Annotated in this window: 14 protein-coding genes; 4 read left to right on the plus strand and 10 right to left on the minus strand. The window is 71.3% G+C overall.

All coding sequences use genetic code 11. The features are described 5' to 3' along the window. Window positions 1-39: 39 nt before the first annotated feature. Entirely contained in the window at window positions 40-1,782 is a 1,743-nt protein-coding gene (locus tag ACFYYB_RS13090; RefSeq protein ID WP_389435213.1) for an urease subunit alpha, read from the minus strand. Beyond that, window positions 1,779-2,504, minus strand: a complete 726-nt coding sequence (ureA, locus tag ACFYYB_RS13095) for an urease subunit gamma (protein ID WP_389435215.1) — start codon at window positions 2,502-2,504, stop codon at window positions 1,779-1,781. The genes ACFYYB_RS13090 and ureA overlap by 4 nt, the downstream gene beginning before the upstream one ends. 164 nt (window positions 2,505-2,668) lie before the next feature. Here ureA and ACFYYB_RS13100 point away from each other — a divergent pair, with 164 nt between their 5' ends. After that, window positions 2,669-4,099 (plus strand): cytosine permease, encoded by a 1,431-nt coding sequence (locus ACFYYB_RS13100; protein ID WP_389435217.1) that lies wholly within the window; start codon window positions 2,669-2,671, stop codon window positions 4,097-4,099. 143 nt (window positions 4,100-4,242) lie between these two features. Here ACFYYB_RS13100 and ACFYYB_RS13105 read toward each other — a convergent pair whose 3' ends face one another. From ACFYYB_RS13105 to ACFYYB_RS13120, 4 genes are all read right to left on the minus strand, one after another. Further along, on the minus strand, window positions 4,243-5,331 hold the full coding sequence (locus tag ACFYYB_RS13105) for a branched-chain amino acid aminotransferase (protein ID WP_389435219.1): 1,089 nt from the start codon (window positions 5,329-5,331) through the stop codon (window positions 4,243-4,245). 231 nt (window positions 5,332-5,562) lie between these two features. Continuing rightward, a complete protein-coding gene (locus ACFYYB_RS13110) occupies window positions 5,563-6,603 on the minus strand; it encodes a 3-isopropylmalate dehydrogenase (protein ID WP_327304373.1) in 1,041 nt (346 codons plus the stop codon). A 92-nt stretch (window positions 6,604-6,695) separates the two neighbouring features. Next, on the minus strand, window positions 6,696-6,830 hold the full coding sequence (locus ACFYYB_RS13115) for a hypothetical protein (RefSeq protein WP_389435222.1): 135 nt from the start codon (window positions 6,828-6,830) through the stop codon (window positions 6,696-6,698). Window positions 6,831-7,090: 260 nt separating this feature from the next. Then, entirely contained in the window at window positions 7,091-7,972 is an 882-nt protein-coding gene (locus ACFYYB_RS13120; RefSeq protein WP_389435224.1) for a LysR family transcriptional regulator, read from the minus strand. Between the two features lie 101 nt (window positions 7,973-8,073). Here ACFYYB_RS13120 and ACFYYB_RS13125 point away from each other — a divergent pair, with 101 nt between their 5' ends. Together ACFYYB_RS13125 and ACFYYB_RS13130 are read left to right on the plus strand one after the other, a co-directional pair. After that, window positions 8,074-9,096: an NADP-dependent oxidoreductase gene (locus ACFYYB_RS13125; RefSeq protein WP_389435226.1), complete on the plus strand. Its 1,023-nt coding sequence runs from the start codon at window positions 8,074-8,076 to the stop codon at window positions 9,094-9,096. 119 nt (window positions 9,097-9,215) lie between these two features. Beyond that, window positions 9,216-11,246, plus strand: a complete 2,031-nt coding sequence (locus ACFYYB_RS13130; protein WP_389435228.1) for a phosphocholine-specific phospholipase C — start codon at window positions 9,216-9,218, stop codon at window positions 11,244-11,246. Here the strand turns inward: ACFYYB_RS13130 and ACFYYB_RS13135 are convergent. Both ACFYYB_RS13135 and ACFYYB_RS13140 read right to left on the minus strand, forming a co-directional pair. Further along, window positions 11,243-11,806 carry a GNAT family N-acetyltransferase gene (locus ACFYYB_RS13135; RefSeq protein ID WP_389435230.1) on the minus strand — a complete coding sequence of 188 codons (564 nt, stop codon included), beginning with the start codon at window positions 11,804-11,806 and terminating at the stop codon, window positions 11,243-11,245. The genes ACFYYB_RS13130 and ACFYYB_RS13135 overlap by 4 nt on opposite strands. Continuing rightward, window positions 11,785-12,348, minus strand: a complete 564-nt coding sequence (locus tag ACFYYB_RS13140) for an SMI1/KNR4 family protein (protein ID WP_389435232.1) — start codon at window positions 12,346-12,348, stop codon at window positions 11,785-11,787. Before ACFYYB_RS13140 ends, ACFYYB_RS13135 begins: the two co-directional genes overlap by 22 nt. A 130-nt stretch (window positions 12,349-12,478) precedes the next feature. Here ACFYYB_RS13140 and ACFYYB_RS13145 point away from each other — a divergent pair, with 130 nt between their 5' ends. Continuing rightward, a complete protein-coding gene (locus ACFYYB_RS13145) occupies window positions 12,479-13,180 on the plus strand; it encodes a nitroreductase family protein (protein WP_327304380.1) in 702 nt (233 codons plus the stop codon). Here the strand turns inward: ACFYYB_RS13145 and ACFYYB_RS13150 are convergent. Together ACFYYB_RS13150 and ACFYYB_RS13155 are read right to left on the minus strand one after the other, a co-directional pair. After that, the gene (locus ACFYYB_RS13150) at window positions 13,177-13,374 is read right to left on the minus strand and encodes a hypothetical protein (RefSeq protein WP_389435235.1); all 198 of its coding nucleotides are present in this window, start codon (window positions 13,372-13,374) and stop codon (window positions 13,177-13,179) included. The two genes, ACFYYB_RS13145 and ACFYYB_RS13150, sit on opposite strands and share 4 nt — an antisense overlap. Beyond that, a complete protein-coding gene (locus tag ACFYYB_RS13155; RefSeq protein WP_389435236.1) occupies window positions 13,374-14,252 on the minus strand; it encodes a hypothetical protein in 879 nt (292 codons plus the stop codon). The genes ACFYYB_RS13150 and ACFYYB_RS13155 overlap by 1 nt, the downstream gene beginning before the upstream one ends. Between the last annotated feature and the right edge of the window lie 71 nt (window positions 14,253-14,323).

Genomic DNA, 14,323 nt, shown 5'->3' on the forward strand with positions numbered 1-14,323 from the left:
CTGACTTCCGGTCCGTGCTGGTTCAGAGGCTGTGCTGAATCAGAGGAAGTACAGGCGGTTGAGGGAGACCGAGTCGGCGGCTTCGGAGCGCAGCGGTTCCCCGTCGAGGGAGACGAGTCCGCTGCGCGCGTCCACATCGACCGCGCCCACCCGGGAGTTGAGGAGCAGGTTGCCGGGGCCGATGCCGCGGGTGCCGCGGACGGCGACCCGGCGCCTGCGGGTCGGCATCTCGTCGCTGCCCAGCGCCGCCGCGGCGGCCGAGACGAAGGCGACGGAGATATCGGCGGCGGTGGCCCCGTACGAGCCGAACTGCGGCCCGAGGACCAGCGGTTCGCAGGTGTCGGTGGCGGCGTTGGGGTCGCCGGTGACCCCGTAGGCGGGGAAGCCGGACTTGAGGACCAGCTGCGGCTTGGCGCCGAAGAACTGGGGGCGCCACAGCACGATGTCGGCGAGCTTGCCGACCTCGATGGAGCCGATCTCGTGGGCCAGGCCGTGGGCGATGGCCGGGTTGATCGTCAGCTTGGCCATGTAGCGCAGCACGCGGGCGTTGTCGTCGCCCTCGCCGTCGCCGTCCAGCGGGCCCAGCTCGCCCTTCATCTTGGCGGCCATGGCGAAGGTGCGGCGGATGGTCTCGCCCGCGCGGCCCATGCCCTGGGCGTCGGAGGAGGTGATGCCGATCGCACCGAGGTCGTGCAGGACGTCCTCGGCCCCCATCGTGCCCGCGCGGATCCGGTCGCGGGCCATGGCGGCGTCGCCGGGGAGGTCCGGCTTGAGGTCGTGGACGGAGACGATCATCCCGTAGTGCTCGGCGACCGCGTCCCGGCCGAAGGGCAGGGTCGGGTTCGTCGAGGAGCCGATGACGTTCGGGACGCCGGCCATCTTCAGGACGTTGGGGACGTGTCCGCCGCCGCAGCCCTCGATGTGGAAGGCGTGGATGGTCCGGCCGTCCAGCACCCGCAGGGTGTCCTCGACGGACAGGCACTCGTTGAGGCCGTCGCTGTGCAGGGCGACCTGGACGTCGTGCTCCTCGGCGACCCGCAGGGCGGTGTCCAGGGCGCGGGTGTGCGCGCCCATGTCCTCGTGGACCTTGAAGCCGGACGCGCCGCCTTCGGCGAGGGCCTCGATCAGCGGGGCCGGGTCCGAGGAGGAACCGCGGGCCAGGAAGCCGATGTTGACGGGCCAGGCGTCGAAGGCGTTGAAGGCGTGCTTCAGCGCCCACGGGGAGTTGACGCCGACTCCCCAGACGGGGCCGAACTCCTGCCCGATGATCGTGGTGACGCCCGCCGCGAGCGAGGCCTCCATGATGCGCGGGGAGAGCAGGTGCACGTGGGTGTCGACGGCGCCGGCGGTGGCGATCATGCCCTCGCCGGAGACGATGCTCGTGCCGGTGCCGACCACGACGTCGACCCCGTCGAGGGTGTCGGGGTTGCCGGCCCGGCCGATCGCGTGGATGCGGCCCTCGCGGATGCCGATGGAGACCTTGCGGATGCCGAGTACGGCGTCGATGACCAGCACGTTGCTGATCACCACGTCGCAGGTGTCGCGGACGGCGGCGGCCTTCAGGTGCAGGCCGTCGCGGGCCGTCTTGCCGAAGCCGGCCAGGAACTCGTCCCCGGGCTTCTGGGAATCGGACTCCACGCGGACGGTCAGCCCGGAGTCGCCGAGCCGTACCCGGTCGCCGGCGCGGGGACCGAAGACGGAGGCGTACTCGTGCGGGTCGATGTGCCGGCTGCCGGGTGCGCAGTGCGCGCTGTGGTCCGTGTGGGGTGTCTGCCGGCTCATGCGGTCGCCCCTTCCGGGCGGTCGTTGGCGTCGGGGGCGGCGGTCGCGCCGAGATAGCCGCAGGCTTCGGCGCGGGTCAGCGCCTGCTCCTTGGCTCCGGGAGCGTCCAGCGGGCCGTCCACCAGTCCGGCGAAGCCGATGGCGATGCGTGCGCCACCGATCGGGACCAGGGCGACCTCGGCCTCCCCGCCGGGGTCGAAGCGGACCGAGGAGCCCGCGGGCACGCACAGCCGCATGCCGTACGCCGCCGCGCGGTCGAAGTCGAGGCGCGGGTTGGCCTCGAAGAAGTGGAAGTGGGAGGTGACGCTGACCGGTACCGGCGCGGTGTTGCGTACGCGTAGGTGGACCGCGGGCTCAGGCTGGGGGGCGCCGGGGCCGGGTACGACCGCGCCCGGGGCGTCCTCGCCCAGGCCGACGGCTCCCCGGATCGGGGACGAGACCACCGCGAGGCGGGATCCGTCGTCGAAGACGGCCTCCACGTGCACCTCGGTGACCACGTCGCTGACGCCGGGCAGGACGTCGTCCGGGCCCAGCACGGAGCGGGCCTCCTCGATGGCCTCCGCCAGTCGCTTGCCGTCGCGCGCGGCCTCGCAGACCGTGTCCGCGATGAGCGCGGTGGCTTCCGGGACGTTGAGTTTGAGTCCGCGGGCCCGCCGGGCCCTGGCCAGTTCCGCAGCACTGCGGAGCAGCAGCCGGTCGCGCTCCGTAGGGGTCAGCCGCACGCCGATCCACCACCCTTTGAGTCGATGGGTTAGAGCATCACTCTAACTCTTCATTTGCTTGCAATGAAGCATTGACCTGAGACCTGGGCTTAGGTCACATTGAGTGTCACTCAAACATTCATACATCGCAGTGCCACCCCCCGCCCTGCCAAGGGAGTCCCCCCATGCCCATCGAACAGCGCGGAGTCGACACCATCCCGGAGGAGGAACGGACGAGCGGTCCCCGTGACCTGATCTCGATCCTCCTCGGCTCCAACCTCTGCCTCGGTGTGATCGTCTTCGGCTGGCTGCCCCCGTCCTTCGGGCTGGGACTGTGGCCGTCGGTCACCGCCATCGTGACCGGCACCCTCGTCGGCATCGCCTTCACCGCGCCGCTGGCGCTCGTCTCCCTGCGCACGGGGACCAACCTCTCCACGTCCAGCGGCGCCCAGTTCGGCGTCCGCGGCCGGCTCGTCGGCTCGGTCGTGGGCCTGCTGCTCTCCCTCGGCTATACCGCGCTGACCCTGTGGATAGGCGGCGACGTGATGGTCGGCGCCCTGTCCCGGCTCACCGGATTGCCGGACACCGGCGTCTCGCGGGCCGTGATGTACGGCGTGCTCGCCGCGTGCACCGTCGTCGGAGCCGTCTTCGGCTACCGGCTGCTGCTGCGCATGAGCAAGGTGCTCTCCATCGGCATGGTGCTGCTGCTGGCCGTCGGCGTGTTCGCCTACGCCCCCGACTTCACCACCGCCGCCCCGCCCGACACCGCGTACCTGCTCGGCTCCTTCTGGCCGACCTGGCTGCTCGCCGCCGTCGCCGCCGGGCTCAGCGGGCCCGTCGCCTTCATCACCCTGCTCGGCGACTACACCCGCTACATCTCCCCGCGCCGGCACGGCTCCCGCACGGTGCTCTGGTCCACCGGGCTCGGCCTGCTCTTCGGGCTGCTGATCCCGCAGCTCTTCGGCACCTACACCGCGCTCGCCGCCCGGGCGGGCGCCGAGTACGCCGGTCCCCTGGTCGACGCCGCGCCGTTCTGGTACCTGGTTCCGCTGCTGGTCGCCGCAGCGGCCGGATCGGTGGGCAACGCCGGGCTGATGCTCTACTCCATGGGCCTCGACCTGGACGCCATCGTCCCCAGGGCCACCCGCACGACGGCCACCGTGATCGCCGCGGCCGTCGCCACCGCGTTCGTTTTCGTCGGCTCCTTCGAGTGGGACGTCCAGGCCGCGATGACCTCGTTCGTCCTGCTGCTGACCGCGATCGGCACGCCGTGGGCCGTGATCACCCTCATCGGCTACGTACGCTGCCGCGGCCGCTACGACGCCGAGGCCCTCCAGGTCTTCAACCGCCGCGCCAAGGGCGGGGTCTACTGGTTCCGCGGCGGCTGGAACATCCGGGCCACCCTCTCCTGGGCCGTCGGCGCGGGCGTCGGCCTGCTCGCCGTGACCACCCCGTTCTACGAGGGCCCGCTGCTGGCCCTGACCAACGGCGTGGACTGCTCCTTCGTCCTCTCCGGCCTGACCGGCGGCCTGGTCTACGCGGCCCTGACCGCCCGCAGCGCCCCCGCCCCCGCCCCGGCACCCGCCGAAGCCGACGGGGAGCCGGTCGCCGCCTAGGACCGCACCCCCGTACGCACTGAAGGCCCGCGTCCCCTGGGAGGGGGCGCGGGCCTTCAGTGCGTACGGGCCTTCGTGCCTTCGTGCCTTCGTGCTTACGTGCCTTCGTGCGTCCGTGCTTACGCGCGGACGGACCGCGGGACCTAGCCCAGCGGGTGCATCCAGCCGTGGGTGTCCGCGTTGTGGCCGGTCTGGAGGTCCAGGAGGGCCTTGCGGAGCTTCATGGTGACCTCGCCGGGCTCCCCGGTGCCCTGGGTCCAGTTGGCGCGCTCCGACTTGACGGAGCCGACCGGGGTGATCACGGCGGCGGTACCGCAGGCGAAGACCTCGGTCAGGGTGCCGTTCTCGTTGTCGCGCTTCCAGTCCTCGGTGGTGATGCGGCCCTCTTCGGCGGTGTAGCCGAGGTCGCGGGCGATGGTGAGGAGGGAGTCGCGGGTGATGCCCGGGAGGAGCGAGCCCGTGAGCTCGGGGGTGACGATGCGGTCGCCGTACACGAAGTACAGGTTCATCCCGCCCATCTCCTCGATCCAGCGGTGCTCGACCGCGTCGAGCCAGACGACCTGGTCGCAGCCGTGCTCGGCGGCCTGGGCCTGCGCGACGAGCGAAGCGGCGTAGTTGCCACCGGTCTTGGCGGCGCCGGTGCCGCCCTTGGCGGCGCGGACGTACTCCTCGGAGAGCCAGACGGAGACGGGCTTGACGCCACCGGGGAAGTAGGCGCCGGCCGGGGAGGCGATGACGATGAAGAGGAACTCGTTGGCCGGGCGGACGCCGAGGCCGACCTCGGTGGCGAACATGAAGGGCCGCAGGTAGAGCGAGGCCTCGCCGGAGTCCGGCACCCAGGCGCGGTCCTGCTTGATCAGCGCGTCACAGGCCTCGATGAACAGCTCGGTCGGCAGCTCCGGCATCGCCATCCGGCGGGCGGAGGCCTGGAAGCGCTCGGCGTTGGCCTGCGGGCGGAAGGTGGCGACGGTGCCGTCGGGCTGCTTGTAGGCCTTCAGCCCCTCGAAGATCGTCTGCGCGTAGTGCAGGGTCATGTTCGCCGGGTCCATCGACAGCGGCGCGTACGGGACCAGCTCGGCGTCGTGCCAGCCGCGGCCCTCGGTCCACTTGATCGTCACCATGTGGTCGGTGAAGTGGCGGCCGAAGCCGGGGCTCACCAGGATCGCGTCGCGCTCCGCGGCGGACAGGGGGGTCGAGGAGGGCTTCAGCTCGATCGTGGGCGTCGTCGTCATGAGTGCTTGTCCTTCACCGGTTTTGTAGGGCGGACCGCGCTCACGGCGTACTAGGACGTCCGAGCTTCCCCGTATTCCGCGGCCTCGCGTTCGATTATCGCGCGCGAGGGGGCTTCGGTGAAACGGGGTGAATGCGGCCCAGAGGAGATGGTGACACCCGGGGCCGCACAGGAGAAGCCGCCGGGTGCGGTGGTCGCGACCCGGCGGCTTCCTCGAGGTGGGGCTACCGGGTCAGCCGGCTACTCGCGCGGCGAGGGCGTCGCCGATGGCGTCGGTGGAGCGGAAGGTGCCGTCGCGCTCGGCCAGGTCGGCGGAGACCGCGTCCTCGATGCGGGCGGCCTGGGCCTCGTAGCCGAGGTGGCGCAGCAGGAGGGCGACCGACAGGATCGTCGCGGTCGGGTCGGCCTTGCCGGTGCCGGCGATGTCCGGGGCCGAGCCGTGGACGGGCTCGAACATGGACGGGAAGGCGCCGGTCGGGTTGATGTTGCCCGAGGCGGCCAGGCCGATTCCGCCGGTCACGGCGGCGGCCAGGTCGGTGAGGATGTCACCGAAAAGGTTGTCCGTGACGATGACGTCGAAGCGCTCCGGCTGGGTGACGAAGAAGATCGTCGCGGCGTCGACGTGCAGGTAGTCGGTGGTGACCTCGGGGTACTCCTGGCCGACCTTGTCGAAGATGTTCTTCCACAGGTGACCGGCGTAGACCAGGACGTTGTTCTTGTGGACCAGCGTCAGCTTCTTGCGCGGGCGGCCGTTGGCACGCTCGTACGCGTCACGGACCACGCGCTCGACGCCGTAGGCCGTGTTGATGCTGACCTCGGTGGCCACCTCGGCGGGGGTGCCGGTGCGCAGGCTGCCGCCGTTGCCGGTGTACGGGCCTTCGGTGCCCTCGCGGACCACCACGAAGTCGATCTCCGGACGGCCGGCGAGCGGGGTGGCCGTGTTGGGGAAGAGCTTCGACGGGCGCAGGTTGATGAAGTGGTCGAAGGCGAAGCGGAGCTTCAGCAGCAGACCGCGCTCCAGGACGCCCGACGGGACCGAGGGGTCGCCGATGGCGCCCAGCAGGATCGCGTCGTGGTGCTTGAGGGCTTCGAGCTCCGCGTCCGGGAGGGTTTCACCGGTGCGGTGCCAGCGCTGGGCGCCGAGGTCGTATTCCTTGGTCTCCAGCTTCACATCCTGGGGCAGGACCGCGGTAAGGACCTTGAGGCCCTGAGCCACGACTTCCTGGCCGATGCCATCACCGGGGATCACTGCGAGATTGATGCTGGTCGACATGGTGGAACCGTACTCCTTGTCCCATCCCTCAGACATATTGCGTCCATCATGTGGACGCAATATGTCCCGGGCCGGGAGGGTCCAGCGGCAGGTCAGTGGCCGGTCGAGCCGCCGTTGTCACGGCGGTCGAGGGCGCGCTGCAGGGCGGCGGCGGCGTTCTTGCGGTCCGCGTCGGCGGCGGCGGAGCGGCGGACGCGGCGGGTGGTGGTGGAGGGGGTGTGCGTCATGGTGATCGACTCCTTGAGATCACGGCGTGGCGGGGCCACGGATGAGGGGTTCCTTCAAGGCGCCGGAAGAGGCGGGGAGCGGTGCGCGACAGGGGTTGCCTGCCATCGGGCGCGCGCTCTCGACCGCCATTCGCCGGATCGGCGAGACGTTCGGCTTCTACAACGTAAGCCAGCTCCCGCTGTATGTCTCCGCAATTACTCGGACTTCCTACTATCTGAGACGCCGAACGGCCCGCAAGGCTTCCTTCCGGGCTCCGGTTTCAGCCTCCCTGGGACCGAAGTTCCCTGATCAGAGCCCGTACGGCGAGAGTGGCGGCGGATTCCGGTGTGGTGACGTACCCCACCCGTCTCACCGGCCCCTCCGGACCCAAACCGGTGACCTCCACGGCTCCGGTCGCCTCCCGGAGGGACAGCTCGGGCATGATCGCCATGCCGAGTCCCCGGCCGACCATGGTCAGCACCATCGCGTCGTCCTCCGCCTTGACGGTCGCCCGCGGGATCCAGTCCTGCGCCAGCCACCAGGCGCGGGTGTAGGAGCCGCAGTTCTCGTCCCAGTCCATCAGGGGCAGCGCCTTCGGGTCGGGGTGTCCCGCCGGATGCACCAGGGCGTACGCCTCCTCCACGAGCACCCCGCTCAGCAGACCGGGCGGCAGACCCTGCGCGACGCCCAGCGTCGCGATGCCGAGGTCCGCGCGGCCCGCGGCCACCTCCCCGGCCGTACCGGCGCCGAGCTCGCGCACCACCCGGACCTCGGGGCGGATGCCGGGGTGCCGGGCGGTGAGCCGCTCCAGGGCGGGGGGCAGCAGGTGCAGGGCCGCGCTGCGGAACGCGGCGATCCGCAGGACGCCGTCCAGGACCGCAGGACCGGCGCCGCCGCCCGCGCCGCGCGCCTCCGCGGCCATGACCTCGTAGAGCCGCAGGATCCGGCGGGCGTGCCCGACGGCCCGCTCCCCCGCCGGGGTGGGCGAGGCCCCGGTCCGGCCGCGGACGAAGAGCACCGCGCCGAGCTTGGTCTCGCTGCCGCGCACCGAGTGCGAGACGGCCGACTGGGTGAGGCCGAGCGAGGCGGCCGCGGCCGAGAAGCCGCCCCGCTCGGCGACGGCCACCAGTACCCGCAGTTCCTGCGGGAGGAGCTCGGCCACGGGGGCCCTCACCTCGTTCTATGAGCGTCGTTCATGGGTGTGCGGCTTCCATGAACCCAACCCCCTGCCCGGCCCGCCGATTCCCTCCTAGCGTCCTCGTCATGACCACGAACACCGCTTGCGCCGTCCACCAGATCGCCCGGCCGGCCGGCTTCCCCGCCGCCTCCGACTTCGCCTACGTCCGGACCCCCGTCCCCGAGCCGCGTCCCGGCACCGCCCTGGTGGAGAACCTCCTGCTCTCCGTGGACCCCTATCACCGCGGGCTGATGGACGGCGGCGAGGGCGGCTTCGAGCTCGGCTCCCCGCTGGAGGGCCGCTCGGTGGGCCGGGTCATCGCCTCCCGCGACCCCGGGCTCACGGAAGGCGACCTGGTCTTCCACCGCGAGGGCTGGCGCACCCACGCCCTCGTCACCCTGGGCGCGGGCGGCACCCGCAAGCTGCGCGGCCACGCGGGCGTCCCGCTGGAGGCGTACCTCTCCCTCCTCGGCGGCACCGGCCTGACCGCGTACGCCGCCCTGACCCGCACCGCTGCCCTGCGCGAGGGCGAGGACCTCTTCGTCTCGGCCGCGGCGGGCGGGGTCGGCACGGCCACCGGCCACATCGCCCGGCTGCTCGGCGCCCGCCGGATCATCGGCAGCGCGGGTTCGGCGGCGAAGGTCCGCCACCTCACCGGGGTCCTCGGCTTCGACGCGGCCTTCGACTACCACGACGGGCCGGTCGGGGAGCAGCTCGCACAGGCGGCCGCCGCCGGCGGGGGCGGCATCGACGTCTACGTGGACAACGTCGGCGGGGACCACTTGGAGGGGGCCATCGACGTGCTGCGCGAGTACGGGCGGATCGCCTGGGTCGGCGGGATCTCGATGTACAACGGCGACCGCTCCCCCGCCGCGCCCCGCAACCTCTTCGAGGTCGTACACAAGTCGCTGCGCCTGGAAGGGGTATTGGTTCGCAATCACACCAATCTGCAGGACGAGTTGGAGGACTTCCTCGTGCCTCACCTGCGCAGCGGCCGGATCGGTACCGACACCACCGTTGTACAGGGGTTTGATCACACGGTGGAGGCCTTCCGGGGCATGCTCCGGGGCGAGAATCTCGGAAAAATGCTCGTGCGCGTCGATGCCTGAATCCAGCCACCCGGATGTTCACCGACTTCTTACCGCACGGATGTAGACCTTTGGCGCGACTGCCGTCACGCTTGCCGTCAATGTGCCAGCGGGGCACTTGAGTTGGAGGCGAGCAGCCAGTGACACCTATCAGCCGCAGAGGATTCGTGGGAATCGGCGCCGGGCTGATGGCAGGGGCGACCCTGCCCGCGATCGCGCCGACCTCGGCGGCCGCGGCCACCGCGTCGGGCACGATCACCGACGTGAAGCACGTGGTGATCCTGATGCAGGAGAACCGCAGCTTCGACCACTACTTCGGCAAGCTGAAGGGTGTCCGCGGTTTCGGTGACCGCGCGGCCGGCAACATCCCGGGCGGCTGGGGCATGTTCAACCAGCCCAACTGGGGCGGCCGCCAGTACCCGTGGAAGCTCAGCTCCACCCCGCCGGTGGGCGGCGTCGACGGAGAGACCCTCGCCCAGTGCAACGGCGACCTCCCGCACAGCTGGACCTCGCAGCACGCGGCCTGGAACAAGGGCCGCATGGACAACTTCGTCACCGGCGTCGGCAACACCCGCACCCTCGGGTACCTCGACCGCGGCGACATACCGTTCCACTACGGCATCGCCGACGCCTACACGATCTGCGACGCCTACTTCTGCTCCACCCTGAGCGCGACCGGCCCCAACCGCACCTTCCTGTGGAGCGGCAAGATCGACGCGGGCAGCAAGGACGGCGGCGACGAGTCCGGGCTGACCTGGGAGACGTACGCGGAGGCCCTCCAGCGCGCCGGGATGAGCTGGAAGGTCTACCAGAACGCCCAGGACAACTACGGGGACAACGGGCTGGCCTACTTCAAGAAGTTCACGGACGCCAAGCCCGGCAACCCCCTGTGGGACCGCGGCATGGGCTCCGTCCCCAGGGTCACCGGCTCCACCCCCGACGACATCGCCGCCGCCATCCGCGCGGACGTGGTCGCCGGCACCCTCCCCCAGGTGTCCTGGGTCGTGGCGAACGAGGCCTTCTCCGAGCACCCGTACGCCCCGCCCGGCGACGGCGCGCACTTCGTGGACCTGGTCTACCGCGCGCTCGCGGCCGACTCCGAGGTCTTCGACTCCACCGTCCTCTTCCTCAACTACGACGAGAACGACGGCTTCTTCGACCACGTCCCGCCGCCGATCGCCCCGCCCGGCACCGCGGGCGAGTACCTCGACGGCGTCCCGATCGGGCTCGGCTTCCGCGTCCCGATGATCGTGATGTCCCCGTGGACCCGCGGCGGCTGGGTGAGCTCCGAGGTCTTCGACCACACGTCCGTGCTGCGGTTCATGGAGAAGTGGACGGCCGCGCTCGGCACCCCCGCGAACTGTCCGAACATCAGCGCGTGGCGCCGCAAGGTCACCGGCGACCTGACGGGCGTCTTCGACTTCGCGCACCCGGTCTACGGGGTCCCCGCGGGCCTGCCGTCCACGGCCAAGGTCATCGGCCAGGCGACCTGCGGCCCGCTCTCCAACCCGGTGCCGCAGGACAACGCGCAGCCGGTGCAGGAGGCCGGGACCCGGCCCGCGCGCGCCGTTCCGTACCAGGTCAACGGGAACCTGGACCGCTTCGAATTCGGCTCGGGCGGCAAGATCCTGGCCTGGTTCTCGATGACGAACGCGGGCGCCGAGGCGAAGCGGGCGGCGCACTTCTCGATCCACCCGCACCAGTACCGGGACACGGCCGCCTGGCAGTACACGGTGGACGCCGGCGCCACGTCCTCGGACTACTTCAACATCGGCACGGGCAGCGGCTCCGGAAAGTACGACATCTCGATGTACGGGCCGAACCGCTTCCTGCGGCGCTTCATCGGCGACGCGTCCAAGGCGGGGAAGTCCATCGAGGTCGCGTCCCGCTTCGCGGTGGAGCCGGGCACCGGCAAGACGGCGCTGTACCTCAAGCTGACCAACTCCTCCGCCTCCCCCGTCACCTTCACGATCCGCGCGAACGCCTACCGCACGGACGGCCCGTGGACGTACACCGTGCCGGCGAACTCCTCGCGCGAGGACTACTTCAACGCCGTCGCCTACCACAACGGCTGGTACGACTTCACGGTCCTCGCCGACTCCGACGGCACTTGGTCGCGCCGCTACACGGGCCACATCGAGACGGGCGCACCGAGCATCAGCGGCAGCTAAAGCACATCGCCGTCGCGCCAGTCGAACGACAGCGGCCCGGCGGTGGGGTCGAGCAGCACCCCACCGCCGGGCGGCGTCCACACGTACGTCGACCCCTCCTCCTCGGGCAGCCGCTCGGGCCCGCCGGGCCCGAGCACGCCGATCTGCCCGCCCCACACCCGCCAGCCGCGGCCCGCGTACAGCCGGGCCCCGTCGTCGGAGGCGCTGAGCGCCCCGAGCACGTAAGCCCGCTCGAGGACCCCCTCGACCGCCTCCATCACCAGAGCGCCGAGCCCGCGCCGCCGCCGGTCGGCCCGCACGGCCACGGCCTCGACGTAGCCGGTGCGCAGCGCCCGCCCCCGGTGCAGCACCCGACGCTGCACGACGCTCGCGTGCGCGACGAGTTCCCCGCCCTGGTGCACCAGGACGTGCATCCCGCCCAGCGCGTGCTCGAAGTCCTCGTCCCCGAAGTCCCCCTCGAAGGCCCCGTCGAGCAGCTCCCGCACCCGCCGCAGCTCCCCCTGGGAAAGCTGCGCGGTGTGCCGCAGCGACACCTCGTTCACGCCTGCCCCTCCAGCCATCCGGTGTACCAGGTGCGGAAGTCGGGGCTCTCCGGCGTACGGCTGCCGAAGTCCTGGTCCAGGAACCAGACCTCGCCGGTCAGCGGTCCGTTGACGACGAGCCGGGAGTACATGCCGCAGCCGTGGTCGGCGAGCACCAGGGTGCCCAGCGTCAGGCCTTCGTCCGGGTCGTACCTCAGTCCCTCGTCGAACGGCCGGGGCTCCCTCAAGGGACAGGGAGCGGCCAGCCGGCCCGGCCTCCGGTCGTCCGCCCACTCCCCCTCGGCGGCCCCGTCCGCGTCGGCGGACGGGTGCGGGGTCACGAGCGGCATCAGTCCGTACGCGGGACCGGCGGGACCGTCCCCCACGCGCGCGACGAACGAGCGGTACTCCGGGGGCAGCCGGCATCCGTGCTCCTCCTCGAAGGAACGGATCTCGGCCTCGGGAAGCGGCGGAGCCAGCTCGTACCGGTGATTGCGGGCCCCGTGGCGCAGGCCCCCCGGGTCCTGCGCCGCCATCTGCCGCAGCCTCGTCCGTACGGCTCGCGCGTCCCATTCACCCATGGCGCGACCGTAGCAAGCGCCGTCCCCCCACCGCTCGTATCCGCTATGCGGACATGAAATATCGCCCACCGGCCGAATTGGGCCGACGCGGCTCTGGCGGTCTGGACCATTGGCTCGGCAGACTCGCCCCATGTCTCCCGATACCCAGCAGTGGACCCCGATCCACGGCCAGCCGTACCGTTCCGCTCCCTACCGCCCCGAGCGGATGCCGGCGCCGGAATCCCTCGCGCGCGCCGCCGAGTTGCGGACGCGGATGGACGAGCGCAGGACCGTACGCCACTTCTCCGCCGATCCGGTGCCCGAGCAGGTGGTCCGGGACGCCATCGCGTGCGCCGCGACGGCGCCCTCCGGGGCGCACCAGCAGCCGTGGACCTTCGTCCTCGTCAAGGACCCGGCCGTACGGGAGCAGATCCGCGCGGCCGCCGAGCAGGAGGAGCAGCTCTCCTACGACGGCCGGCTCGGCGACGAGTGGCTCGCCGCCCTGCGCCCCATCGGCACGGACGCCGTGAAGACCCACCTCACCGACGCCCCGGCCCTGATCGTGGTCTTCCAGCAGCGCTACTGGCTCGGCGAGGACGGCACGAAGCACAAGCACTACTACGTCGACGAGTCGGTCGGCATCGCGGTCGGCATGCTCCTGTCGGCCCTCCACCTCTCCGGCCTGGCCGCCCTGATCCACACTCCGAGCCCGATGCGCTTCCTCTCCCACGTCCTGAACCGCCCGGAGAACGAGAAGGCCTTCGCTGTCATCCCGGTCGGCTACCCGTCGGACGACTGCGAGGTCCCTGACCTGATCCGCAAGTCCCTGGACCAGGTCATCGTGGAGGTCTAGGACCCCGGTTCGGCGGGCGGCCCCTCCTCGGCGGCCCGCCCGCCGAGCGCCCCGGCCAGCCGCATCCCGATCCGCACCCGGTCCTCGGCGGAGCAGCCGTCCATCGCGGCCCGGACCTGGCGCAGGATGAGCCAGTCCCGCAGCACTTTGGCAACCCCGAGGACGGCGGCGGTGATACATGCGGCAGTCAGCATCAGCGGTACCGTCCCGGGGAGACCGGCCGCTGCTCGGGACAGCTCCCTTGGCGGACCGTGACGAGCGCCTCTCCGAGGTGAAGCTGGCCGTACCGTGCGAGGTGCTCGTGATCTGGTGGCTGCCCGCCCGGCATCCCCGGTGGAACCGCGGTCAGACCGCTCCGCACCAAGCGGCGCGCCATGTGATCCCTGCTGATCGCACAGCACCATTCGATGACCACGCCCCGGCTGCCCGTGGTGTACGTGTTCGCCCAGCCATGCGCGGCGCCGGCTTGGTTGACCAGCATGTTCCTGCGAAGCAAGCGACTGAGCAGCCAGTCCCGCTCCTCACCCCAGCCGCGTTCGGGGAGTCTCGCCTCAATGCCGTGCAGACGCCTCGGGTTGCGGCGCCACAGGTACGTCACCTCTTTGTCGTCCTCGGGCAGGATCGGCGTCCAGGCCGGATGAGGGTGCAGGAGCCGGATATGCACGTCACTGGCAAGTCGGGACAGGCGCCACAGGCCCGGGCTGCCCATCAGCCGGAGTCCGGCGACGCCCCGCATGCCGCCGTACCGCGCATCGATGCGCGGCAGCAGCTCCGCGACGACGCGGTCCGCCATGGCCGGGTGCAGCTTCAGGGAGAGCCGCCCGGGAGCGGGGTCGACCCGCGTGAACCCGAGCAGGGCTCCGTCCACCTGCTCATGGCGCAACCGATCGGCGAGAACAAGAACGAGCTGGGCCTCGAAGGCGCGCTGCTCGACATCCACGGCGTCCGGCACCGGTTGTGCTCGCGTAATGAGGCCTGACGCGGCCCACTGGTGACACACGTTCAGAGGTAAGCCGGTGGCTCGGCTGCAGATCGTGGCGATGCGGTGGCGGTTGTCGGTGCGCTTGGACATACGTCTCCCCGGCCTGCGCCCCGGCACTGCAGCGTAGAGGTCTGCGTATCTCCAGTCGTGGAACCCACCCC

The organism is Streptomyces sp. NPDC002886 (assembly GCF_042888445.1).
GTDB lineage: Bacteria > Actinomycetota > Actinomycetes > Streptomycetales > Streptomycetaceae > Streptomyces.